The following is a 22,860-nucleotide window of genomic DNA, read 5'->3' as shown; positions in this document are numbered from 1 at the left end:
GTCGCCCTTCCGCAGTTGCGCTTCACTTCGCTCGCCATGACCAGCTTACGGTGGGACTTCCACCCACAAGAATGCGCCCATGCTGGGCGCACAACAGCAAAAAGCTCCGGGATCGCCGGAGCTTCTCCTTAGGAATCGCTAAAAAATATTAGCGCGTCAGACGCTTGTAGGTCACGCGCCGAGGGTTGACCGAATCTGCTCCGAGCCGGCGAATCTTATCCTGCTCGTAATCCTCGAAATTGCCTTCGAACCACTCGACATGGCTGTCCCCTTCGAAAGCCAGGATATGGGTGGCCAGACGGTCGAGGAACATGCGGTCGTGGCTGATGATAACCGCGCATCCGGCAAAGTTTTCGAGCGCGTCTTCGAGGGCCGCCAGCGTTTCCGTGTCGAGGTCGTTGGTCGGTTCGTCGAGTAGCAGCACGTTGCCACCTGCCTTCAACATCTTGGCGAGATGCACGCGGTTGCGCTGGCCGCCCGAGAGATTGCCGACCTTCTGCTGCTGGTCGCCACCCTTGAAATTGAACGCGCCGCAATAAGCCCGCGAGTTCATGTCGTACTTGCCGAGCTTGATAATGTCGTTGCCGCCTGAGATCTCCTCCCAGACGGTCTTGTTGCCGTCGAGCGAATCGCGGCTCTGGTCAACGTACCCGAGATGTACGGTGTCGCCGATGCGGACGGTGCCCTCATCCGGCTTTTCCTGGCCGGTGATCAGGCGAAAGAGTGTCGTTTTACCCGCACCGTTCGGACCGATGACGCCGACGATACCGCCAGGCGGCAGCTTGAAGGTCAGGCCTTCGAAGAGAACGCGATCGCCATAGCTCTTCGAGATGTTCTCGGCCTCGATCACGACCTGCCCGAGGCGCTCGCCGATCGGGATGATGATCTGCGCGTCGCCGGGACGGCGGTCCTCGGCGGCTGCGACCAGTTCGTCATAGGCGCGGATACGCGCCTTCGACTTCGCCTGGCGCGCCTTGGGGCTGGCGGAAATCCATTCCTGCTCGCGGGAGATCGCCTTCTGACGGGAGGCCTCTTCGCGGCCTTCCTGCGCCATGCGCTTGGCCTTGGCCTGCAGATAGGCCGTATAGTTACCCTCATAGGGAATGCCGCGGCCGCGATCGAGTTCGAGAATCCAGCCCGTGACGTTGTCGAGGAAATAGCGGTCGTGGGTGATCATCAGCACCGAGCCCGGATATTCTCGCAGGTGTTTTTCCAGCCAGGCGATCGTCTCGGCATCGAGGTGGTTGGTCGGCTCGTCGAGCAGCAGCAGGTCCGGCTGGGACAACAGCAGCTTGCAGAGCGCCACGCGGCGCTTTTCACCGCCGGACAGATTGTCAACGGGGGAATCGCCCGGCGGGCAGCGCAGTGCATCCATGGCCATCTCGACCTGACTTTCGAGATCCCACAGATTCTGGCTGTCGATGATATCCTGCAGCTTGGCGCCCTCTTCCGCCGTCTCGTCGGAATAGTTCATCATCAGCTCGTTGTAGCGGTCGAGGATCGCCTTCTTGTCGGCGACGCCCTCCATCACATTGCCCATGACATCCTTGGAGGGATCGAGTTGCGGCTCCTGCGGCAGATAACCGAGCGTCGCGCCCTCTGCGAGCCAAGCCTCGCCGGTATATTCCTTGTCGAGCCCGGCCATGATCTTCAGCACAGTGGATTTACCAGCGCCGTTCGGGCCGAGGATGCCGATCTTCGCATCCGGATAGAAAGAAAGATGGATGTTTTCCAATACCTTCTTGTTGCCGTAGGCCTTGTTGAGGCCGGCCATGTGATAAATGAACTGACGTGCCATAGGATGAACTGCTCCGGGAGGGGGATCTGTTTTGCCGCTATGTAGTGCATCCAACCGAAGAGTGTGAAGCACTTTTCGGAAAAAACCGATGCACAAGCTGGAAAATCGCGCATAAACGGTGAGGCAGACGGGAGGATCCGCATGTTCGACGAAACCAGACAGCTCGCAAGCGCCACGGGAGCGAGCCTTGCCTATCACCATCAGCCGGGCGCCGAGCCGGTGACGGCAATCCTCCTCATCTGTCATGGCCTTGCCGAGCACTCGAAGCGCTACGGACCATTTGCCGAAGCCATGGCCGGCCACGGCTTTCATGTCTACGCGTTCGATCATCGCGGCCACGGAGAAACGACGGCACCGGATGCGCCACTCGGACGTTTCGGCAGACGAGACGGCGTTCGGCTCGTTTCGGAGGATGTTAAAGCCATGCGCGACATGGCGGCTCAAAATCATCCCGGTTTGCCCGTCCTGCTCTTCGGCCATTCCATGGGAGGTCTGATCGCGCTCAACGCAGCGGTCGATCGTCCCGATAGTTATGATGCCGTCGCTGTCTGGAATTCGAATTTTAATCCCGGCATAGCCGGGCGTGCGGCGCAGGCAATCCTTCTTACGGAAAAAGCGCTCAAGGGCTCCGACGTGCCGAGCGGCCTCTTGCCCAAACTGACCTTCGAGGCCTGGGGCCGTTCAATTCCCGGCCATCGAACCGCCTTCGACTGGCTGAGCCACGATCGGGAGATCGTCGATGCCTATATCGCCGATCCTCTTTGCGGTTTCGATGCCAGCGTCTCGCTCTGGCTCGACCTCTTCGAAATGACTTTTCGGGCTCCGAAGCTCATCGGCAGGCTGCGGAAGGATCTGCCGATTCACCTGATCGGCGGAGCCGAGGACCCGGCCACCAACAGGGGACGCGAGGTCCTCTGGCTCTCTGGGCATTTGAAGAAGAACGGGCTTTCCAACGTCACGACGAAAATCTGGCCGGCGACCCGCCACGAGACGCTGAACGATACGGTCCGCGTTCGCGCTGCCGCCGAATTCGCCGCCTGGGCAAAAGCCGTGCTTCCCCTCCCGACGATGGCGAAATTGGAATGAGTTCATGACATTTCATCAAGTGCTTCCGATGCCTCCCCCCGCTATAGGAAGAACATGAGTTCGCAGCCCAGAAGCCTCGCCGGATCGATACCCGAGAGCCGCACCGTTCACGGCCTCGGTCTGATGATCCTTGCAATGCTGCTCGCGCCGCTCATCGACATCTTCTCCAAGCTCGCGACCGAGGCCGCCTCGCCAACCTTCATCACCGCAGCCCGGTTCGTTTTCCAGGCACTCTTTATGCTGCCGATCGTCCTCTGGAATGGGTCCTGGCGCACATTCTCCTGGCGGCTCAGTGGCTACCACGCCATCCGCGCCGGCCTGATCACCCTAGCCATGATCTGCTTCGTCGCAACCCTCGCCGTCATGGAGGTGGCCGATGCGGTCGCCATCTTCTTCGTTGAGCCGATCATCCTGACGGTGCTGTCCAGTATCTTCCTCAAGGAGATTATCGGCTGGCGCCGTTATACTGCCTGCACCATCGGCTTTCTCGGCGCAATGATCGTCATTCGCCCGAGCTTCGAGGAAATCGGCTTCGTTGCCATGCTGCCGATCGTCACCGCTTTCTGCATAGCGATCTTCGCCCTGATGACCCGCGCTCTTTCGCATCGCGAGGACCCCTGGTCGATGCAGTTCCAGATGGCGCTTTGGGGAATCCCAATCTCCGCCGTCCTGCTGCTTGTCGGCGCCCAGACAGACATCACCTTCCTCGCGCCATCGATACCGGATTGGCTAACCCTCACATGGCTGATCGGGGTCGGCGCCTTCGCGGCACTTTCCGGCATCCTGGCCGTTTATGCCTACCGGGCGGCGCCCGCCTCCGTCATCGCGCCGCTGCAATATTTCGAGATCGTCTCCGCCACCCTGTTCGGCTGGCTGGTCTTCGGCGATTTTCCTGATCCTATGAAATGGCTCGGCATTTCCATCATCATCGGCTCCGGCCTCTACATCATCTGGCGCGAACGGCGGGTCGCCTCCACGAAACCCGTGACCCGCACAGCAAAGACATCCGTGACCCCATGACCGAGACGAAAAAGAAGCCGCCGCTGGACGGTATACGCGTCATCGAACTGGCCCGCGTGCTCGCCGGCCCCTGGGCGGGCCAGATGCTGGCCGATATGGGCGCCGATGTCATCAAGGTCGAAAATCCCGACGGCGGCGACGATACGCGTGCCTGGGGACCGCCCTTCGTCGAAGGCACGAACGGCGAGAACCTTTCCGCCGCCTATTATCATTCGACAAACCGCGGCAAGCGCTCGATTGCCGTCGACCTGAAGAGCGAGGAGGGCCAGGACATCGTCCGCCGTCTCGCGGCGACGGCGGACGTGCTGATCGAAAACTTCAAGCTCGGTGGCTTGGCGAAATATGGCCTCGACTACGAGAGCCTGCGGAAAATCAATCCGAAACTGGTCTATTGCTCGATTACCGGGTTCGGCCAGAATGGGCCTTATGCAAACCTGGCGGGCTACGACTACATCGTCCAGGGCATGTCGGGCTTCATGTCGATCACCGGCGCACCGGACGGCGAACCGATGAAGGCAGGTGTCGCGATCGCCGACATCTTTACCGGCGTCTACGCCGTGACGGCAATCCAGGCAGCACTGATCCACGCCATGAGGAGCGGCGAAGGCCAGCTCATCGACATGGCCCTGCTCGACGTGCAGGCCGGCGTACTCGCCAACCAGAATATGAATTACCTGGTTTCGGGCAAGGCGCCGAAGCGGTTGGGCAACGCCCATCCCAACATTTCTCCTTACGAGGTCGTGCCGACCGAGGATGGCCATCTCATCCTTGCCATTGGAAACGACGGCCAGTTCCGTCGCCTCTGCCGCATCCTCGCCATCGAAGCCGTCGCCGACGACGAGCGTTTCTCCACCAACAAGGCGCGCGTCGCCAACCGCGACGAGGTCCGGCGCCTGGTTTTGGCGCAGACGGGTAAATGGAAAAAGGCGGATCTGTTGGCCGCTTGCGGCGAGAATGCCGTGCCGGCAGGTCCGATCAATTCTATCCAGGAAATGTTCGACGACCCACAGATCAAGGCGCGCGGGCTTCGGATCGATCTCGAAGCAGCCGACGGCACGGTCATCCCGGGTGTCCGCAGCCCGATTGTATTGTCCGAGACGCCGCTCGCCTATCACCGTCCAAGCCCGGCACTTGGGGAGCATACAGCCGAGATCCTCGGCGAACTGGAAGAAATGCAAAAAAGGGGGAAACAGAAATGAAGACCGGCGGCCAGCTTATCGTCGAGGCGCTCAAGGCGAACGGCGTCAAACGCGTCTCCTGCGTGCCGGGCGAAAGCTATCTCGCCGTCCTCGACGCGCTCTATGACAGCGGCATCGACGTGCTCGTATGCCGCCAGGAAGGCGGCGCGGCGATGATGGCCGACAGTTGGGGCCGGCTGACGGGAGAGCCCGGCATCTGCATGGTGACCCGCGGCCCTGGCGCCACCAATGCCTCCGCCGGCCTGCACATCGCAAGGCAGGATTCAGTCCCGATGATCCTGTTCATCGGCCAGGTTCAGCGCGAAGCGCGCGAGCGCGAGGCTTTCCAGGAGGTCGAGTACCGCCGCGCCTTCACCGAATTCGCCAAATGGGTCGGCGAAATCGATGATGCCCGACGCATTCCCGAATTCGTCACCCGTGCTTTTGCCGTCGCCACCTCCGGCCGCCCCGGCCCGGTGGTGCTGACGCTGCCGGAAGACATGCTGGTCGAGGAAGTCGAGGCGCCGAAAGCCCGCGCTTACATGCCGGTCGAGAGTCATCCGGGCAAAAGCCAGATCGCCGCCTTCGAAACCATGCTGAAGAGTGCTCAGCGTCCGATGTTCATCCTTGGCGGCACCCGCTGGAGCGAACAGGCGGTGGCCGATTTCCAGGCTTTCGCCAGCCGTTTCAAAATCCCGGTCGGCTGCTCCTTCCGCCGCCAGATGCTCTTCGATCACCTGCACCCCTCTTATGCAGGCGATGTCGGCATCGGCATCAATCCAGCACTGGCCAAGGAAATCCGGGAATCGGACCTGCTGGTGCTGCTCGGCAGCCGCATGTCGGAAATGCCCTCCTCCAGCTACACGCTGATCGACATTCCCTATCCCAAGCAGAAGCTCGTCCATATCTTCCCCGATCCGGAGGAACTCGGCCGCATGTACCGCCCCGACCTGGCGATCTGTGCCGCTCCCACGGAATTTGTCGCGGCGCTCAACGACCTCGAACCGCCGGCCTTGCCCCTCTGGGCCGAACGGAAATCGGCGATGCACGACGCCTATCTCAAGTGGTCGACGCCGCCGGAAGCCGGCCCGGGTGCCGTCAAGATGGGTCCGATCATGCAGTGGATCGAAAAGAACGTACCGGACGACGCGATCTTTACCAATGGCGCGGGCAACTACGCCACCTGGCTGCACCGCTTCCACCGCTTCCGGAAATACAACACCCAGTCCGCCCCGACCTCAGGCTCCATGGGTTATGGCCTGCCGGCGGCGGTCGCGGCAAAACAGCTCTTTCCGGAGCGTGAGGTGGTTTGCTTTGCGGGAGACGGCTGCTTCATGATGCATGGACAGGAGTTCATCACCGCCGTCCGTTATGGGCTGCCGATCATCACGGTGCTGGTCAACAACGGCATCTACGGCACGATCCGTATGCATCAGGAGCGCGAATATCCCGGCCGCGTCAGCGCCACCGACCTCGTCAATCCGGACTTCGTCGCTTACGCCGAAGCCTTCGGCGGTCACGGTGAACTGGTGGAGAAGACCGAAGAGTTCGGCCCCGCCTATTTGCGGGCCCGCGCCAGCGGCAAGCCGGCGATTATTGAAGTGAAACTCGATCCGGAAGCAATTACACCGAGCAGAACGCTCACCCAGATCCGCCAGGGCTCCTAGTCCGAATGCTACAATAGCGGCTTGCCGGAACCGATCATTTGATCCGTCGTTGATGGGCTATGGCAAAGGATACGAAACGCAAGGCACTCGGCGGAATGACGACCTTCGTCGTCGTCATCTTCCTGATCGCGATTGCGCTGGCCGCCTTTTATTTCTTCGGCCTCACCCCGGGTGAAGCCTGAATCACTGAAGAAGAATCGGGACCGGCTTATGCCGATCCCGATTCCTCGATTAAATCGCGGCCGTGACGATGAATTCAACTTTATACTTCGGAGCGGCAAGCTTGGCTTCGCTAGTGGCGCGGGCCGGCGGATTGGCCGGATCGATCCAGGCCTCCCAGACGGCATTCATCTCGCCGAAGGTAGCCATATCCGACAGGTAGATAATCGTCTGCAGGATCTTGGACTTGTCGCTACCGGCGGCAGCGAGCAGGCGATCGACTTCTGCGAGTGCCGATTTGCACTGGTCGGTGACGCTTTCGCCTTCTCCCACCTGACCGGCGAGATAGACCGTATTGCCGTGGGTCACGGCGCCGCTCATGCGGGCGCCCGGCTCGATGCGCTTGATGCTCATGGAACTACTCCTGAAATTTGAGCTGGGGAAGGTCTCGCGCTCCAGGCACGAGACACGATGAAATCTCAGCCGCGGATATGCTGGCTCTTTTCGTAGATTGCCGTCGAACGGGCGCCGGACCGGCAGAAGCCGAGCATCGGGCGCGGGAATTCGTCGAGCGCGTCGACCATGGCGCGGACGCCCTCCGCATCGACGCCCATACGACCGACCGGAATGTGGCGGATATCGAGACCAAGCTCCTTGGCGCGTGCCGCGATATCCGCAAAACGCGGTTGACCAGGCTCTTCGTCATCGGGACGGTGGCAAACGAGGGATTTGAAGCCCATCGCCTTGATCTGATCGAGCTCTTCGACGGTGATCTGACCGGTGACGGAATATTCGTCGTTGATCTGGCGGATATCCAAGGCTGAGCCCTCCGTTTTCAATGAGGCGCAAGCATTACGACGGTGCCGCGGAGGCGTCAATCACGGAACGGCTGCGCCTCAGCCGAAGCTGAGGCGCAATCCATACTCGATGCTTTCCCCCGGCTTCAGCAACCCCAGCTCCCCCTTTTCCGCCAGCTCGTATCGGCTTACCCAGCGATGCGAAACCGGTTCTATGCCAAGGACATGCGCCGGCGCCTTCTGGTTCCGCCAGATCTGCAGGTGCGGCAGCGTCTCCGTCTTGAACTTGACCTTGAGAGTGAGGCCGCCGATTGCGGCTATGGGTCCAAGGGCAATCTCTGCCCATTGTTCGCCACCGTCTTTCGCAGGCACGCAGAAGACACCTCCGGGGTCTGCACCGAACCTCCAGGGAAACCCTCCCCCCTCCAGCATTTTCCCTTTAAGGCGGACATGATCGTCGAGCAGCCATGCTCCAATATTCATGTGATACATGTGCACAGGGGCAAAAGCCTTCGTGCCGCTATTTGTGATCTTGTCCGAAAGCGTCACTTCGCCCGTGGCGCCGTCGATCCTCCAGTGGCGTTCGAGCAACGCGGGCTCGCCGGTCGCCATGGTGACTCGCACCCGGCCTCGGCATTCGGCATCGCCACCCTGGTTATCCCAGAAGACTATCTCCGCAGGGTGGGAAGAGAAGGAACCGTGGAGCGGATATTTCCGTCCGTCGGCCGCACCTTCGATCGGTTCGGGGTGGCGAATATGGTCGGGTCCACATGTAAAGAGGAAACCCTCCAGCGAATGGTCGATTCGCGGATCGCCGTCATCGGGAATGGCGCGGCCGGGAGACAGATCGATATCGCCGATCACGCACCCCCCGATGTCGAGCATGGATGTCTCGTCGAGGAAAAGCGTCGGACCTCTGGCAGTGGAAAACGCCTTCATAATCATTCCCTTCACGGTTTTGTCAAAAGTTCTACCCGATCGTGATACGATTTTAACGGGACATTCATGACGAATTCACTTTTTCCACACTACGGTCAAATTTACCTTGTCTGTGGCGACGGGTGCGGGCTGGGAACGAACACGCGAGTTCCCGATTTTACATATATTAGGAAACCAGGAAGTCGGTGACACAGTGAAGCGGCTATTTTTTGCAGGCATCAGCCTCGTCGTTTTGACAGCTGCCCAAGGCATTCCATTTGCAGAGGCGCAGAGCCGGTATCGTTACCCGGCGGAAACGATCCTCGTTTCCCCCGATGGTGCGATCCTGGACTATGTCCCAGATCGCGGGGATGTCGTCATCAGCCGTGACGGCATGGGGCGGCGCGTATTTATCGACCGCTACGGTAATGTCCTCGCCACCGAAATACGCCAGGAGACCTACCGCCCCGCCCGCGCCGACGACTATCCGCCGGCACCCGGCGGGTATCGCAACTCCCGCAATTCCGGGGGCTATCAGGACGGTTACGGCTATCGCGATTTCCGCGAATACCGGCCGGGCGAGCCGGGAGACGTGACCGGCACCGTTCCCGATCGCGGCACGATCACCCGGCTGCCACTGGAGGACCAGCCGTTGCCGGGTGCCGACAGCGACTACCCGCAAGAAGCCTCCATCGAGCCGGACCAGCAAGCCATCGAGGCCCTGCATCCGCAGAAACCGATCATTACCGTGACCAAGAAGCCGCAGGCGGAAATCGCCGCCCTTCAGGTCTTTCTTGATCGCGAGGGCATCTCTCCGGGCGTGATCGACGGGCATCTCGGCGACAACGTCAACAAGGCCATAGCCGCCTGGCAGGAAATGACGGGCGAAACGCTCGATCCGAACAATTCCGAAGATATCATGCAGCGCCTGACCTATTCAGGCGGCCTGCCGATCATCGATTACACGATCACGCCGGCGGACGCCGCCGGCCCCTATGTTGCGTCGATCCCGGACGACTACGCGCACAAGGCGCAGCTCCCCGCCATGTCTTATATGTCGGTGACGGAAAAGCTCGCCGAGCAGTTCCATATGGACGAGAACTACCTGAAGGCGCTCAATCCCGGAGTCGATTTCACGATCCCCGGCTCCACCATAAAGGTCATCAACCCCGGTCAGCCAAAGGTCGGCCAGGTGACGCGGATCGTCGCCGACAAGGGCAGAAAGCAAGTCTTCGCCTACGGCGAAGACGGACGACTGGTTTCGGCTTATCCGGCAACCATCGGCTCCACCGACACGCCGTCCCCAACCGGTACCCACACGGTCCAGCGCATAGCCCTGGATCCGGGTTATACTTACAATCCGAAAATTAACTTCCAGCAGGGCAAGAACGATCAGATCCTGCAGATTCCACCAGGCCCCAATGGACCGGTCGGGACAGTCTGGATCGCATTGTCAAAGCCCACCTACGGCATACACGGCACACCGGATCCCTCCAAGATCGGCAAGACCAACAGCCACGGTTGCGTCCGCCTGACCAATTGGGATGCGACCGAACTTGCCAAGATGGTGAAGCCCGGAACGACGGTGGAATTCGTCGAATAGCCCGCACCGATAGCTGAGCTGTGTTTCTGAATTGTCGGAGCTTCTACCGACACTTCAGTGCCAAGATCGCTCAGAAAGAAGGCCGGTTCGTTGGAACCGGCCCTTTTTCACAACAAGTCGTGAGCTGGACGCGCCCGGATTCCGATCAGGCGGCGTAGCGGTTCAATCCGAAGAGGCGCGACGCGACGGACCGGGTAACCTTGACGGGCATCAGACGCATCACTTCTTGCGCAAAAGACCGCGCGTTTTCCTTCGCCTTGTCGACATTGCTGACCTTCGCCGGATCCAGCGTGTGGAGCGTACCACCGATCTCGAACAGTTCCTTGAAGGCGATGCGCTCGCCGATCGGCGTATCCAGCACATGCACGCCGCGTGCAGCGAGCAGACCCTTGATGGTCAATAGCGCCTTGGTGGTGACCATCGAGGTGACGCGGGTCAGCACGACCGAATGCGCGATGTCGAGGTTTGCCTTTTCCTTGAGGAAGGAGAGAAGATCAAGGATCTGCGCAGCACCCTTGGCGTCCATGGCCGATCCTTGGACCGGGATCATCACGTGATCGGAAAGGCCGATCGCGGTGGTGACCAGCGCATCGCGGGCGCCGGCGAGGTCGATGATGAAATAGTCGGTCTGCGGTCCCATCTCCCGAAGATGACACTGCAACGAGGCGATAGTCACTTCCGAGATGACCTCGATATTGCGGACTTTCCCGGACGTCTCGGCCCATTGGCTTATCCAGCGCTGCGGATCGGCATCGATGACTGTGACGCGAAAGCCCTGGTGGGCGAGTTCGGTAGCGAGCAGCAGCGCGGCAGTCGTTTTTCCGGCGCCACCCTTGGCATTTGCAAATGATATTACAGGCATTTTCGGTCCTCGAAGAAGTCCTGAGCCGCATCGCTCACGAGGACACCGGGAAGCATGGTGTCATGAAGCCATCCTTTCCAAACATGGTTAACGAATTGTAAAATTAGACCTCATGAAAATAAACCGAAAGATTTAGCTCGACTTGCTAAAACGCAGAAAAGCCCGGAGATTTTGCCCTCCGGGCTTTGTTTAAGCCGATCCTGCCAAGGCGAAAAAGTATTAAAAGCAGTCGAGGAAAAGCGCCCTGGTGTTCTCCATCGTCATCGTGACGGGATTGCCGCCGCAACTCGGGTCCTCCATCGCCATGGCTGTCAGTTCATCGATTCGGTCGGACTTGATTCCCATGGCCGTAAGATTTTCCGGCACGCCGAGCTCGGAGCGCAGTGAAAGCACATAGTCGTAAAAACCGTCGAACCCGCCGGCAATCCCCAGATAGGCGGCAGCGCGGGCGATCTTTTCCTCGATCGCCGGCCGGTTGAAACGCAGCACCGGCGGCATGACGACAGCATTCGTCATGCCGTGATGGGTATTGTAGACGGCGCCGATCGGGTGGGAGAGCGAGTGGATCGCGCCGAGCCCCTTCTGGAAGGCAACGGCGCCCATCGCGGCGGCCGACATCATATTGGTGCGCGCCTCGATATCAGTGCCATCCTTGTAGGCGCGCGGCAGGAATTCCTTGACGAGCCGCATCCCTTCGAGTGCTATGCCCCCGGACATCGGATGGTAGAAAGGCGACGAATAGGCTTCCAGGCAATGGGCAAAGGCGTCCATTCCGGTGCCGGCCGTGATCGCCTTCGGCATTCCCATCGTCAATTCCGGATCGCAGATGACGACGCCCGGCAGCAGTTTCGGGTGGAAAATGATCTTCTTCACATGGGTGACCGAGTTGGTGAGAACCCCTGCCCGCCCGACTTCGGAACCGGTCCCTGCCGTGGTCGGCACGGCAACGATCGGCGCGATCTTCGAGGCATCGGCGCGCGTCCACCAGTCGCCGATATCCTCAAAATCCCAGACGGGCCGGGTCTGGCCGGCCATGAAGGCAATCAGCTTGCCGAGATCGAGGCCCGAGCCGCCGCCGAATGCCACCACGCCATCATGGCCGCCATCCTTGTATGCCTTGATACCGGCTTCGAGGTTTTTCTCGTTCGGGTTCGGATCGACATCGGCAAAGATCGCCCGGCTAAGACCTGCCTCTTCGAGAACGTCGAGGGCATGGCCGGTGATCGCCATCGGAGCGAGTCCGCGGTCGGTGACGAGCAGCGGCTTCCTCAGACCCAGCGTCTTGCAGGCGTCCGCCAGTTCCTTGATGCGGCCGCGGCCGAGCTTGATGGCGGTCGGATAACTCCAGTTCGCGACGATATTCATTTCGTGACCTTTTTCAGGTGATAGGATTTGGGACGGGTCAGGTTGTGGAAACCGAGGACGGAAAGCGAGCCACCCCGGCCGGTTTCCTTGACGCCTGTCCAGACGAGCGCCGGATCGAGATAGTCGGCGCGGTTCATGAACACAGTGCCGGTTTCAAGCTCCTGCCCGAGCCGGCCGGCGCGTTCGGCATCCTTTGTCCAGAGCGACGCGGTCAAACCATACTGGCTGTCGTTCATCAGGCCGAGCGCCTCTTCGTCGCTCTTGACCTTCATGATGCCGACTGCCGGACCAAAGGTTTCCTCCCGCATGAACGGCATGGAATGATCGACATCGACGAGGATCTGTGGAGCGAGATAGGCGCCGCCATCATCGGCCGGAAAGAGTTTCGGATCGATCAGTGCCTTGGCCCCCTTGGAGACGGCGTCGGCGATCTGTTCGCGCACCACCTTGGCGAAACGTTTGTTCGCCATCGGACCCAACGTCGTTTCCGTGTCCAGAGGATTGCCGAGCTTGTAGTTGGAAACCCAGGCGACCGACTTCTCGACGAACCGGTCGTAAAGCGATTCGTGCACATAGATACGCTCGATGCCGCAGCAGCACTGGCCGGAATTGTAGGTGGCGCCATCCATCAACACGTCGACGGCCGCATCGAGATCGGCATCCTCCATGACGTAACCGGGATCCTTGCCACCAAGTTCGAGGCCGAGGCCGGTGAACGTGCCGGCGGCGGCGCGCTCGATCGATCGACCGCCTTCGACGGAGCCGGTGAAGTTGATGAAGTTGAAGAGTCCCTGCGAAATCAGTTTCGCCGTCGTATCGTGATCCAGGAAGAGGTTCTGGAAGACGTCTTCCGGCACACCCGCTTCGATGAAAGCGCGCACCAGGCGTTCACCGACCAGCAGCGTTTGGGAGGCATGTTTGATGACGACGGTATTGCCGGCCATCAACGCCGGCGCGACAGTGTTGATCGCCGTCATATAGGGATAGTTCCACGGCGCGATGACGAAGACGACGCCATGGGGCTCGCGCTCGATGCGCCGTTCGAATGTCGCGCTATCTTCGATCACCATCGGCTTTAGCGCATCGGCGGCGATCGACGCGACATAGTTCGAGCGTTCGTTGAAGCCCTTGAATTCGCCGCCATAACGGACCGGCCGACCCATCATCCAGGCAAGCTCCGGAACCACCTCGTCGGCCATCTCGTTCAGCCGCGCGACGCCTTTCAGCACCAATTGCACGCGCTCTTCGAGCGGCCGTTTCGCCCAGGCCTTCTGTGCATGCCGAGCCCGGCCGATCGCTTCCGCCGCCGCCTGCAGCGACATGGCCTCGCGCTCGGCATAAACCGAGCCATCCACCGGCGAGATACATTGGATCATCGTCATGATCTCACTTCCCATTACGTTTTTGATTTGTGCGGAGAGGTCTACACCCTCTCGAATCCGCGCGCCACTTCCCAATCTGTCACACGGCGGTCATATTCCTCCTGCTCCCAGTGAGCCGCCCGCACATAGTGGTCGATCACTTCGTCGCCGAAGGCGGTGCGAAGCAACTCGGAACCGTGCAGCAGATGGGTCGCGTCGCGCAGGGTTTTCGGGATTTCCCTGATGTCCTTGCCGGCATAGGCATCCCCGACAAAGGCCGGCTCGAGCTCCATCTTCTTCTCTATTCCGTCGATGCCGGCCGCAAGCAGCGCCGCCATGGCGAGATAGGGATTGAGGTCGGAGCCGCCGACGCGGCATTCGACCCGGATCCCGCGGGTAGCCTCGCCGCAGAGCCGGTAGCCAGCGGTGCGATTGTCTTTCGACCAGACGGCCTTGGTCGGCGCGAAGGTTCCCGCCATGAAACGCTTGTAGGAATTGATATAGGGCGCCAGGAAATAGGTGATCTCGCTTGCATGGTTCAGCAGACCGGCCACGTAATGCTTCATGACCGAAGACATGCCGTATTCACCGTCCTTGTCGTGGAACAGCGATGTCTTGCCGTCGGCGCTCCACAGGGATTGGTGAATATGGGAGGAACTGCCGGCTGCGCTGTAATTCCATTTTGCGAGAAAGGTAATGGCTTTGCCCTTCGCCCAGGCGATCTCCTTGGCCGCATTCTTGATGATCACGTGCCGGTCGGCCATGGTCAGAGCATCGGCGTAACGCACGTTGATTTCTTCCTGGCCGGGAGACGCTTCGCCTTTGGAATTTTCGACGGGAATGCCGGCCCCTTGCAGGCCGGTGCGGATCGCCCGCATCACCTCCTCCTCCTTGGTCGTCTGGAAGATGTGATAATCCTCGTTATAGGCGCTTGCCAGCTTGAGATTGCGGTAGCCGCTCTCGCGTGCGCTGTCATAGGTCTGGTCGAACAGGAAGAACTCCAATTCGGTTGCCATGAAGGCCTTCATGCCCATGGCTTCCAGGCGCTTTACCTGCTTCTTCAGGATGGCGCGCGGCGAATGCGGCACCTCCTCATGGGTATGATGATCAAGCACGTCGCAGAGGACCAGCGCGGTGCCTTCCAGCCAGGGCAGTTTCCTCAGCGTCGAAAGATCCGGCTTCATGGTGTAGTCGCCGTACCCCTTTTCCCAGCTGGACGCCTTGTAGCCTGGGACAGTCTCCATCTCGATGTCAGTGGCGAGCAGATAATTGCAGCTGTGGGTCTCTTCGTAAGCGCTCGCGACGAAATATTCTGCCTGGAACCGCTTGCCCATCAGGCGGCCCTGCATGTCGACCAAAGCAGCGATAACGGTGTCGATACGGCCTTCGGCTACATCGCGCTTCAAATCGTCGAAAGAATAGTTGGCGGTCATGCCCTGCATCCGTTCCTATTAAAAACTGGGAGGCGTGGCCAGCGGAGTGCGGGCCACGCCGATAAGTGGATTAATCAGGCGAGCGAAGCCGCTTGCTTGTGTTCCATCGCAAACTCCTCTTCCGGGGAGAGGATCAGGCGGTGGCGGCCGACGAATGCGAAATAGGCAATCGCGATCGCAAACCAGATGACGACCCAGAGCACGCCCTTGGTGAAGTTCGGATCCTGGATCTGGTAGAGCAGCGTGACGATGGCAATGATGATCGTCAACACCGCCCCCGGGATACCCAGCGGCGAGCGGAAAGGCCGTTCGATATTCGGGAGCTTCTTGCGCAGGATGATGAACGAGATCGCCTGCATGATGTAGGAGAACATCGCCCCGAACACTGCCATGTTGAGAAGCACGCTGCCAATGATGCTGCCGCCCTGCTCCGCACCGAGCGCGAACCAGATCACGAGCATCACAGCAAGGCCGACGACGGAACCGGTGATCATCGCCACATACGGTGTCTTGTAGACCGAATGGGTGACGGACAGTACCGTCGGGAAATAGCCGGCGCGAGACAGCGAATAAACCTGCCGCCCCTGCGCGTAAAGGATCGTGTGGAAGCTCGCGATGAGGCCGGTCAGCGCCACGAGGCCGAGGATCACCACGCCGCTATCGCCGTATACTGCCTTGAACCCGTCGAGCAGCGGTTCCAGCGACGAGCCGAGATGGAACGAGCCGACGCCCGGCACGGACGGATTGAGCAGGACGATCATGAAGGCGGAGACCATTAATGTCACCATGCCGAGGATAATACCCTTCGGCATGTCCCGCTTGGGATCGACGGATTCTTCGGCCGCCAGCGGCAATTGCTCAATGGCGAGGAAGAGCCAGACGGCGAAGGGAAGCGTGGCAAGCACGCCGGAAAAGCCGAAGGGGAACCATTCGCCGTTGCCTTCCGGCAGTTCGACGGCTGCCCCGTCCGGTCCCACGCCGATATTCAGCGCCCAGCGCGAGAAATCCATGCTCGGAATTGCGCTGATCCAGAAGAACACCAGAACCGCCAGCGAAAGAACGGTGATGACCAATGTCACCTTGAACGACAGTTCCAGCCCGAAGACATTGAGAGCGAGAAAGATCGCGTAGAAGATCATCCACACGAGCGGCGAATAGGCCGGATCAAGTCCGAGGATCGAATTCACATAGGCCGTGATGAATGTCACGATAACCGCTGGCGTCAGCACATATTCGACATTTTCGCAGAGCCCGGTGATGAAGCCCCCCCAGGGCCCCATGGCCGTGCGGGCGAAGGAATAGGCCGCGCCCGTGTGTGGCAGCGCCGGGCTCATCTCGGCAATCGAGAACGTGAGGCCGAGATACATCACCGCGATGATGATGCCCGCAACCAGCATGCCACCCCAACCGCCGGTCGCAAAACCGAAGTTCCAGCCGGAAAAGTGTCCGGAAATGACCGCTCCGACGCCGAGCGCCCAGAGCGACCATACGCCCGCATAGCGGGAGAGCCCGCGCTTTTCGAAATAGGAAGCGTCTGCCTTCTTGTAGCTGACGCCCGCAGATGAATTTTCCATGCCCTTCTCTCCTGATCAAAGAATCGGGCGGCCGATCATCATGATCAACCCCCACCCCAGTCGACATATGTTGACGCCGCCCGTTCTTTTCCGGTGTCGGCGCCTGCAGCTTTCACTGCTCCCCCGGGTCTTATCTTGGGATGTCTGCGAGACTTTCCCGCAGCAGTCCTGTCAAGAAATCGGCCGCGACCCCCTGGCCGGTTTCGTCTGCAATCAAATCGTTTCTCACCTCGATCATCACATTGAGCAGCCCCGCGGGCAAAGCGTGAACTTCAAGCGTGTGGGTGACGCCATCGGCTGGTCCATAGGGCTCGTTGCGCTCGACCCGATAGAGATGAGTATCGGAGGCTGCCTTGAGCATCCGATCCGCAAGACGGCTGTCCGCATCGTGCAGAATGCCGATCTCGACCGGACGCGCCTTGCCGAAATAGACGGGCGTGAAACTGTGGACCGTGACCAGCACGCTCGCCTGACCCCTTGCCCGCCTGGCGGCGATCTCTTCCCGAATGCGGCCGTGGAACGGCATGTAGAGCGCCGTGGTGCGCCGGGACTTTTCGGCATCGGAAAGGTTTTCGTTGCCCGGAATGCGAAAGACTTCCGAAACATCGCGCATCGCCGCAGGCGAGTCCGGCGGACGGTTGCAGTCATAAATGAGGCGGGAGAAGCGCTGGTGGATGAGCGTGGCATCAAGCCCCTTTGACATCAATCGCGCAACGGCAAGCGCGCCCGGATCCCACGCGATGTGGGAAGCGAGCGCCTCCTCCGGCAGACCGAGATTGCCGTAACTTTCAGGCAAACGCCGCGAGGCATGCTCGCAGATCAATAAGACCTCACCCTTGCCGCCGGCATTTTCCACGGCAACGGGTTCACCGTCCGCCGCCGTGAAAAATTCCGATTGGACCAGCATGGAAGGCTTCCCGCGAAATTTGAGTAAAATCGACCCAAGAAGAGAATTCTTCACTTTTTGATGATCGTCAACGTGAAACTGAAAAATTCTCTTCAAACGAGCCGTTGACTTCTCTCCAGAAACAATCGTTAATCCTGTCATAAACCGGCGAAGACCGGAGGGAACAGCTTTCGTGCCACCAACAGCACGCACCGTATCGGATGTCATTCGTCGTCGTTACGACGGGCTGACGCGTGCGGAAAAACAGTTGGCGGACAGCTTATTGGAGAATTATCCCGTGTCGGGGCTGGGCAGCATCACGACGATCGCGGAAAACGCCGGCGTCTCGACGCCGACTGTTGCACGCATGGTGCAGAAACTCGGTTACAAGGGTTATCCGGAATTCCAATCCCACCTTCACCAGGAGCTGGAAGAGACGATCTCCAATCCGATCGCCAAGCACGACCGCTGGGCCTCCAATGTGCCCGGAACCCATATCCTGAACCGCTTTGCCGAGGCCATCACCGCAAACCTGCGTGATACCCTTTCGGATTTGGATACCCGGACGTTTGAGGGGGCCGCCGCGCTGCTCAAAGATCGGGAGCGAAGCATCTACTTCGTCGGCGGCCGCATCACCGGTTCGCTGGCGGAATATTTCTTCACCCACATGCAGGTCATCCGCCCGAAAACGACGTTGATCACCAACAATTCCAGCTCCTGGCCGCAGCACGTGCTCAACATGAACGCGGGCGACATCCTGGTGATTTTCGATATCCGCCGTTACGAGCAGGAGATGGCGACGCTGGCAGAGGCCGCCAGGGCCAATGGCGTCGTCATCATCTTGTTTACCGATGTCTGGGCCTCGCCGGTCGCCCAGCAGGCACAGCACATATTCAAGGTGCGTACCGAGGCTCCTTCCGCGTGGGATTCGTCCGTCGTCACGCTCTTTGTTGTCGAAGCTCTGATCGAGGCGGTTCAAAACGCCACATGGGAGGAAACCCGCGAACGCATGAATTCTCTTGAGGGCCTTTTCGAACGGAGCCGCCTCTTCCGCAGACCGGGCCGTCAGAGCTTTTCTTGAACGAGGACAATGAGGCTGAAAACTGCAGGCAGATCAGGAGCTTCATAAGCGGATGCTGATGCGCCCGAGCTGTCATAGACGATACATAAACTGACTCTACGAGTCGCGCCCGACACGACCTGAACCCTAGGAGGATACCGTGCTCAACAAGACCCAACGTCTTCTTTCGATGACGACCGCGATCGTCGTCGCTTCGGCCAGCCTTGCAGCCGCCGAGCCGAGCGCCGAACTGATTGCTGCCGCAAAGAAGGAAGGAACGCTCACCACGATCGCGCTGCCCCACAGCTGGTGCGGTTACGGCGACGTGATCGCCGCGTTCAAGACCAAATACGGGATCGAGGTCAACGAACTGAACCCCGACGCCGGTTCCGGGGACGAAATCGAAGCCATCAAGGCCAACAAGGGCAACAAAGGCCCGCAGGCTCCCGACGTGATCGACGTCGGCCTTTCCTTCGGACCGTCGGCAAAGGCTGAAGGCCTGCTCATGCCCTATAAGGTCTCGACCTGGGACAGCATCCCCGATAGCGCCAAGGATGCCGAAGGCTACTGGTACGGCGATTATTACGGCGTCCTCTCCTTCGTCGTGAACACGGACATCGTCAAGGACGTGCCCAAGGACTGGGCCGACCTGAAGAAGTCGGAGCTGGCAAATTCCGTAGCGCTTGCCGGTGACCCGCGCGCCTCCAACCAGGCCGTCCAGGCCGTTTATGCGGCTGGATTGGCAGCAGGCGAAAAAGACGCGGCCAAGGCTGGGGAAGCCGGTCTCTCCTTCTTCGCGGAAGTCAACAAGGCCGGCAACTTCGTGCCCGTTATCGGCAAGTCCGCCTCGCTCGCCCAGGGATCGACCCCGATCGTGATTGCCTGGGATTACAACGGTCTTTCCTGGCGCGACAGCCTCAAGGGCAACCCGCCGGTCGAGGTCGTGGTCCCGGCTTCGGGCGTCGTGGCCGGCGTTTACGTGCAGGCGATTTCGGCTTTCGCTCCGCATCCAAACGCGGCAAAGCTCTGGATGGAGCATCTTTATTCGGACGAAGGTCAGCTTGGCTGGCTGAAGGGTTACTGCCACCCGATCCGCTTCAACGATCTTGCCAAGAACAACAAGATCCCGAAGGCGCTTCTCGACGCGCTGCCGCCGGCTGCAGCCTATGAAAAGGCTGTTTTCCCGACGCTCGATGAACAGGCCGCAGGCAAGGCCGCCATCACCACCAAGTGGGACAGCGTTGTCGGCGCCAACGTCAAGTAATCTTGCGATCCTCGGTCTTCCCGCCTATGCGGGAAGACCTCCCTTCCTGCGAAAGACCTCCGCATCATGAGCGCCGCAACGACGTCCTTCATCGACCGCCGCACTGTCGTCGACTGGCTCGGCATCGTTCCGTTCATGATCTTCGCATTGATGTTCCTGATCATTCCGACGCTTTATCTGGTGATGGGGGCATTCTTTACCCCTGACGGCCAGTTCACCTTCAGGAACATCGCCGACCTCTTCACGCCGTCCATCATCAGCGCCTACTGGATCAGCATCAAGGTCTCCGTCGCCTCTTCGCTCGGAGGCGCGCTGATCGGCTTCTTTCTTGCCTGGGCAATCGTGCTCGGCGGCGTCCCCTCCTGGGTGCGCTCCGGGCTTTTGACCTTTTCCGGCGTTGCGTCCAATTTTGCGGGGGTTCCCCTTGCCTTCGCCTTTCTCGCCACCCTCGGGCGAACCGGCCTTGTCACGGTCCTGTTGCGGGACTGGCTGGGCTTCAATCTCTATTCCACCGGCTTCAATATCCTGTCCTTCTTCGGGCTGACCATCACCTACATGTTCTTCCAGATCCCGTTGATGGTGCTGATCCTGACGCCGGCCCTCGATGGCATGAAAAAGGAATGGCGCGAGGCTTCGGAAATACTCGGAGCTTCCACATGGCAATATTGGCGCATGGTGGCGCTGCCCATCCTCTGGCCGAGCCTGATGGGTACGACGCTTCTTCTTTTTGCAAACGCGTTTGGAGCGATCGCGACCGCCTACGCCCTCACCGGCTCCTCGCTCAATATCGTGCCGATCCTGCTCTACGCGCAGATCCGCGGCGACGTCTTGCACAATGCCAATCTCGGTTATGCGCTGGCGCTCGGCATGATCGTCATCACCGGCATCTCCAATCTCCTCTACATCCTGCTGCGCATGCGCGCTGAACGGTGGCAGAAATGAAGACGCAGAAGATACTGGCCTGGATCGCCATCGCCATCGGCGTCATCTACTTCTTCGTTCCGCTGATCGGCACCTTCGAATTTTCGCTGCGCATGCGGCGCGGCGAATATTCCGCCGACGCTTACCAGTCCGTCTTTTCGGACATGCAGTTCCGGGAGACCTTCGGCTTTTCGATGGTGATGGCGCTGCTCACCATCATCTTCGGAATGTTGCTCGTCGTGCCGACCGCCTACTGGGTGCGGCTACGTCTGCCGCAAATCCGCCCGGTTATCGAATTCATTACGCTGCTGCCGCTCGTCATCCCTGCGATTGTCATCGTCTTCGGTTACCTGAGGCTCTACAATTCATCCTCCTGGATACCCTTCACGGGCTCCACGTCCGGCACCAATGCGCTGCTGGTATTGTCCTATATAACGCTCTCCCTGCCCTACATGTACCGTGCGGTGGATACCGCCATGCGCGCCATCGATGTGAGGACGCTGACCGAGGCAGCGGAAATTCTGGGGGCCAAGTGGCCGACCATCATGCTTCGCTGCATATTCCCCAACGTGATGTCGGGTGTGCTCTCGGGGGCCTTCATCACCTTTGCGATCGTCATGGGCGAATTCACGATGGCCGCCCTTCTCAATCGCCCGGCCTTTGGACCTTACCTGCAGCTCGTCGGCGCCAACAAGGCTTATGAGCCTGCGGCCCTCGCCGTTATCGCATTTGCGATCACCTGGCTATCGATGGGGCTCCTTCAGCTCGTTTCCCGTTTCAGCAAGATGGCACCCTCCCGGCCATAAGGAATTCCTCGCATGTCTTTCCTCGTCCTTGACAACATCAAGAAGAGTTTCGGTCAGACGCAGGTCGTCAAGGACTTCAACATGTCCATCGAGAAAGGCGAATTCGTTTCCTTTCTCGGACCGTCCGGCTGCGGAAAGACGACGGTGCTGCGCATGATCGCGGGTTTCGAAAACCCGAGCGACGGCACGATTTCCATCAACGGCAAGAACCAGAACCGCCTCAAGACCAATCAGCGCAACATCGGCATGGTTTTCCAGGCCTATGCACTTTTCCCCAACATGAACGTCTTCGACAACGTCGCCTTCGGCCTCAAGGTCGCCGGCAAGCCGAAAGAGGAAATCGAAACCCGCGTGAAGGAGATGCTTGCCCTGATCCGGCTGGACCATCTTGCGGACCGGTATCCCTATCAGATGTCGGGCGGCCAGCAGCAGCGTGTTGCCCTCGCCCGCGCGCTTGCCCCCAAACCACAGGTCCTCCTGCTCGACGAACCCCTGTCCGCGCTCGACGCAAAGATCCGCGTTTCCCTGCGCGAGGAAATCCGCCAGATCCAGCGGCAGCTCGGCATCACCACGGTATTCGTCACCCACGACCAGGAAGAAGCCCTGTCGATCTCGGACCGCATCGTTGTGATGAACGCCGGCCGCGCCGAACAGATCGGCACGCCGTCGGAAATCTACAACCGACCGAACACCCGTTTCGTCGCCTCCTTCGTGGGTACGCTTAACATCATCGAGGCGACCGTCGCCGATCCGTCCGCCAATACCGTCAAGGTGGGCGACAATACGGTGAGACTGCGCGAACCGATCGGCGCATTGAACGTAGACGACAAGATTTCGATCGCGCTTCGTCCAGAAGCCGGTTCTCTCTCGGAAAGCGCCAAGGGAGACACTGCGATCGTCGGCAAAGTCATCTCTTCGCATTTCCTGGGGTCGGTGATCCGCACAAAAATGGATGTTGGCGGCAACCAGATTTCCTTCGACATGTTCAATGCCCCGGACGCCGTATTGCCGCAACCGGGCGAAGTACTGACCCTTCGCTTCTCGTCAGGAGATTTCCTGATCGTCAGGGACTGATCCAGCCGCCTGGAGAAAAGGTGATCGA

Annotated in this window: 21 protein-coding genes; 11 read left to right on the top strand and 10 right to left on the bottom strand. The window is 59.9% G+C overall.

All coding sequences use genetic code 11. The features are described 5' to 3' along the window. Nucleotides 1-148: 148 nt before the first annotated feature. Nucleotides 149-1,798 carry an energy-dependent translational throttle protein EttA gene (gene ettA, locus EDE09_RS21315; protein WP_112798483.1) on the bottom strand — a complete coding sequence of 550 codons (1,650 nt, stop codon included), beginning with the start codon at nucleotides 1,796-1,798 and terminating at the stop codon, nucleotides 149-151. Nucleotides 1,799-1,939: 141 nt separating this feature from the next. Between ettA and EDE09_RS21310 the strand changes: the two genes are divergently transcribed. Genes EDE09_RS21310 through EDE09_RS28870 form a run of 5 tightly spaced genes read left to right on the top strand, consistent with a single transcriptional unit; the run spans nucleotide 1,940 to nucleotide 6,931 of the window. Then, nucleotides 1,940-2,884 carry an alpha/beta hydrolase gene (locus tag EDE09_RS21310; protein ID WP_112798485.1) on the top strand — a complete coding sequence of 315 codons (945 nt, stop codon included), beginning with the start codon at nucleotides 1,940-1,942 and terminating at the stop codon, nucleotides 2,882-2,884. A gap of 54 nt (nucleotides 2,885-2,938) precedes the next feature. Then, nucleotides 2,939-3,904 (top strand): DMT family transporter, encoded by a 966-nt coding sequence (locus tag EDE09_RS21305; protein WP_112798488.1) that lies wholly within the window; start codon nucleotides 2,939-2,941, stop codon nucleotides 3,902-3,904. Then, the gene (locus EDE09_RS21300; RefSeq protein ID WP_112798490.1) at nucleotides 3,901-5,103 is read left to right on the top strand and encodes a CaiB/BaiF CoA-transferase family protein; all 1,203 of its coding nucleotides are present in this window, start codon (nucleotides 3,901-3,903) and stop codon (nucleotides 5,101-5,103) included. Before EDE09_RS21305 ends, EDE09_RS21300 begins: the two co-directional genes overlap by 4 nt. Beyond that, nucleotides 5,100-6,749 (top strand): thiamine pyrophosphate-binding protein, encoded by a 1,650-nt coding sequence (locus EDE09_RS21295; RefSeq protein ID WP_112798492.1) that lies wholly within the window; start codon nucleotides 5,100-5,102, stop codon nucleotides 6,747-6,749. Before EDE09_RS21300 ends, EDE09_RS21295 begins: the two co-directional genes overlap by 4 nt. A 59-nt stretch (nucleotides 6,750-6,808) precedes the next feature. Continuing rightward, on the top strand, nucleotides 6,809-6,931 hold the full coding sequence (locus EDE09_RS28870; RefSeq protein WP_280952503.1) for a hypothetical protein: 123 nt from the start codon (nucleotides 6,809-6,811) through the stop codon (nucleotides 6,929-6,931). Between the two features lie 49 nt (nucleotides 6,932-6,980). Here the strand turns inward: EDE09_RS28870 and EDE09_RS21290 are convergent, their stop codons facing one another. The 3 genes from EDE09_RS21290 to EDE09_RS21280 form a co-directional block, all read right to left on the bottom strand. Continuing rightward, nucleotides 6,981-7,322, bottom strand: coding sequence for a RidA family protein (locus EDE09_RS21290; protein ID WP_112798494.1), 342 nt, complete (start codon nucleotides 7,320-7,322; stop codon nucleotides 6,981-6,983). 65 nt (nucleotides 7,323-7,387) lie between these two features. Further along, complete coding sequence (locus EDE09_RS21285) at nucleotides 7,388-7,726, bottom strand: TIGR01244 family sulfur transferase (RefSeq protein ID WP_105370092.1); 339 nt, start codon at nucleotides 7,724-7,726, stop codon at nucleotides 7,388-7,390. 78 nt (nucleotides 7,727-7,804) lie between these two features. Continuing rightward, nucleotides 7,805-8,644, bottom strand: coding sequence for a DUF4432 family protein (locus EDE09_RS21280; RefSeq protein WP_112798496.1), 840 nt, complete (start codon nucleotides 8,642-8,644; stop codon nucleotides 7,805-7,807). Between the two features lie 232 nt (nucleotides 8,645-8,876). On the opposite strand from EDE09_RS21280, the gene EDE09_RS21275 reads away from it, so the two are divergent. Further along, nucleotides 8,877-10,226, top strand: a complete 1,350-nt coding sequence (locus tag EDE09_RS21275) for a L,D-transpeptidase (protein WP_245505215.1) — start codon at nucleotides 8,877-8,879, stop codon at nucleotides 10,224-10,226. A gap of 145 nt (nucleotides 10,227-10,371) precedes the next feature. On the opposite strand, the gene EDE09_RS21270 is transcribed toward EDE09_RS21275, so the two are convergent. The 6 genes from EDE09_RS21270 to EDE09_RS21245 all read right to left on the bottom strand — a co-directional run bounded on the left by EDE09_RS21270 (nucleotide 10,372) and on the right by EDE09_RS21245 (nucleotide 17,728). Next, complete coding sequence (locus EDE09_RS21270) at nucleotides 10,372-11,088, bottom strand: ParA family protein (protein ID WP_112798498.1); 717 nt, start codon at nucleotides 11,086-11,088, stop codon at nucleotides 10,372-10,374. 219 nt (nucleotides 11,089-11,307) lie between these two features. Next, complete coding sequence (locus tag EDE09_RS21265; protein ID WP_112798501.1) at nucleotides 11,308-12,453, bottom strand: iron-containing alcohol dehydrogenase; 1,146 nt, start codon at nucleotides 12,451-12,453, stop codon at nucleotides 11,308-11,310. Further along, on the bottom strand, nucleotides 12,450-13,835 hold the full coding sequence (locus tag EDE09_RS21260; RefSeq protein ID WP_105370096.1) for an aldehyde dehydrogenase family protein: 1,386 nt from the start codon (nucleotides 13,833-13,835) through the stop codon (nucleotides 12,450-12,452). The genes EDE09_RS21265 and EDE09_RS21260 overlap by 4 nt, the downstream gene beginning before the upstream one ends. Nucleotides 13,836-13,876: 41 nt before the next feature. Beyond that, nucleotides 13,877-15,247: a glutamine synthetase family protein gene (locus tag EDE09_RS21255; RefSeq protein ID WP_105370348.1), complete on the bottom strand. Its 1,371-nt coding sequence runs from the start codon at nucleotides 15,245-15,247 to the stop codon at nucleotides 13,877-13,879. Between the two features lie 74 nt (nucleotides 15,248-15,321). Then, entirely contained in the window at nucleotides 15,322-16,821 is a 1,500-nt protein-coding gene (locus EDE09_RS21250) for an amino acid permease (RefSeq protein WP_105370097.1), read from the bottom strand. A gap of 130 nt (nucleotides 16,822-16,951) precedes the next feature. Further along, nucleotides 16,952-17,728, bottom strand: a complete 777-nt coding sequence (locus tag EDE09_RS21245) for an N-formylglutamate amidohydrolase (RefSeq protein WP_112798503.1) — start codon at nucleotides 17,726-17,728, stop codon at nucleotides 16,952-16,954. Between the two features lie 172 nt (nucleotides 17,729-17,900). Between EDE09_RS21245 and EDE09_RS21240 the strand changes: the two genes are divergently transcribed. From EDE09_RS21240 to EDE09_RS21220, 5 genes are all read left to right on the top strand, one after another. Beyond that, entirely contained in the window at nucleotides 17,901-18,788 is an 888-nt protein-coding gene (locus EDE09_RS21240; protein ID WP_105370099.1) for a MurR/RpiR family transcriptional regulator, read from the top strand. 139 nt (nucleotides 18,789-18,927) lie between these two features. Next, entirely contained in the window at nucleotides 18,928-20,031 is a 1,104-nt protein-coding gene (locus EDE09_RS21235; protein ID WP_105370100.1) for an ABC transporter substrate-binding protein, read from the top strand. A 66-nt stretch (nucleotides 20,032-20,097) separates the two neighbouring features. Beyond that, entirely contained in the window at nucleotides 20,098-20,973 is an 876-nt protein-coding gene (locus EDE09_RS21230) for an ABC transporter permease subunit (protein ID WP_105370101.1), read from the top strand. After that, nucleotides 20,970-21,758: an ABC transporter permease gene (locus tag EDE09_RS21225; RefSeq protein WP_112798505.1), complete on the top strand. Its 789-nt coding sequence runs from the start codon at nucleotides 20,970-20,972 to the stop codon at nucleotides 21,756-21,758. The genes EDE09_RS21230 and EDE09_RS21225 overlap by 4 nt, the downstream gene beginning before the upstream one ends. A 12-nt stretch (nucleotides 21,759-21,770) precedes the next feature. Continuing rightward, nucleotides 21,771-22,832: an ABC transporter ATP-binding protein gene (locus EDE09_RS21220; protein ID WP_105370103.1), complete on the top strand. Its 1,062-nt coding sequence runs from the start codon at nucleotides 21,771-21,773 to the stop codon at nucleotides 22,830-22,832. Nucleotides 22,833-22,860: the final 28 nt, after the last annotated feature.

The sequence above is a fragment of the Neorhizobium sp. S3-V5DH genome (assembly GCF_004343065.1).
In the GTDB taxonomy this organism is placed as follows: Bacteria; Pseudomonadota; Alphaproteobacteria; order Rhizobiales; family Rhizobiaceae; genus Neorhizobium; species Neorhizobium huautlense.
Note: the sequence above shows the minus strand (reverse complement) of the source record. Positions and strands in the feature narration are given on the sequence as shown.

Excerpts from the sequence above, each read along its gene's own strand:
- EDE09_RS21280 (WP_112798496.1), bottom strand. The coding sequence starts at position 8,644 with ATGAAGGCGTTTTCCACTGCCAGAGGTCCGACGCTTTTCCTCGACGAG.
- ettA (WP_112798483.1), bottom strand. The coding sequence starts at position 1,798 with ATGGCACGTCAGTTCATTTATCACATGGCCGGCCTCAACAAGGCCTAC.
- EDE09_RS21300 (WP_112798490.1), top strand. The coding sequence starts at position 3,901 with ATGACCGAGACGAAAAAGAAGCCGCCGCTGGACGGTATACGCGTCATC.
- EDE09_RS21250 (WP_105370097.1), bottom strand. The coding sequence starts at position 16,821 with ATGGAAAATTCATCTGCGGGCGTCAGCTACAAGAAGGCAGACGCTTCC.
- EDE09_RS21305 (WP_112798488.1), top strand. The coding sequence starts at position 2,939 with ATGAGTTCGCAGCCCAGAAGCCTCGCCGGATCGATACCCGAGAGCCGC.
- EDE09_RS28870 (WP_280952503.1), top strand. The coding sequence starts at position 6,809 with ATGGCAAAGGATACGAAACGCAAGGCACTCGGCGGAATGACGACCTTC.
- EDE09_RS21220 (WP_105370103.1), top strand. The coding sequence starts at position 21,771 with ATGTCTTTCCTCGTCCTTGACAACATCAAGAAGAGTTTCGGTCAGACG.
- EDE09_RS21295 (WP_112798492.1), top strand. The coding sequence starts at position 5,100 with ATGAAGACCGGCGGCCAGCTTATCGTCGAGGCGCTCAAGGCGAACGGC.
- EDE09_RS21245 (WP_112798503.1), bottom strand. The coding sequence starts at position 17,728 with ATGCTGGTCCAATCGGAATTTTTCACGGCGGCGGACGGTGAACCCGTT.
- EDE09_RS21230 (WP_105370101.1), top strand. The coding sequence starts at position 20,098 with ATGAGCGCCGCAACGACGTCCTTCATCGACCGCCGCACTGTCGTCGAC.
- EDE09_RS21255 (WP_105370348.1), bottom strand. The coding sequence starts at position 15,247 with ATGACCGCCAACTATTCTTTCGACGATTTGAAGCGCGATGTAGCCGAA.
- EDE09_RS21270 (WP_112798498.1), bottom strand. The coding sequence starts at position 11,088 with ATGCCTGTAATATCATTTGCAAATGCCAAGGGTGGCGCCGGAAAAACG.
- EDE09_RS21290 (WP_112798494.1), bottom strand. The coding sequence starts at position 7,322 with ATGAGCATCAAGCGCATCGAGCCGGGCGCCCGCATGAGCGGCGCCGTG.
- EDE09_RS21310 (WP_112798485.1), top strand. The coding sequence starts at position 1,940 with ATGTTCGACGAAACCAGACAGCTCGCAAGCGCCACGGGAGCGAGCCTT.
- EDE09_RS21260 (WP_105370096.1), bottom strand. The coding sequence starts at position 13,835 with ATGACGATGATCCAATGTATCTCGCCGGTGGATGGCTCGGTTTATGCC.
- EDE09_RS21225 (WP_112798505.1), top strand. The coding sequence starts at position 20,970 with ATGAAGACGCAGAAGATACTGGCCTGGATCGCCATCGCCATCGGCGTC.
- EDE09_RS21265 (WP_112798501.1), bottom strand. The coding sequence starts at position 12,453 with ATGAATATCGTCGCGAACTGGAGTTATCCGACCGCCATCAAGCTCGGC.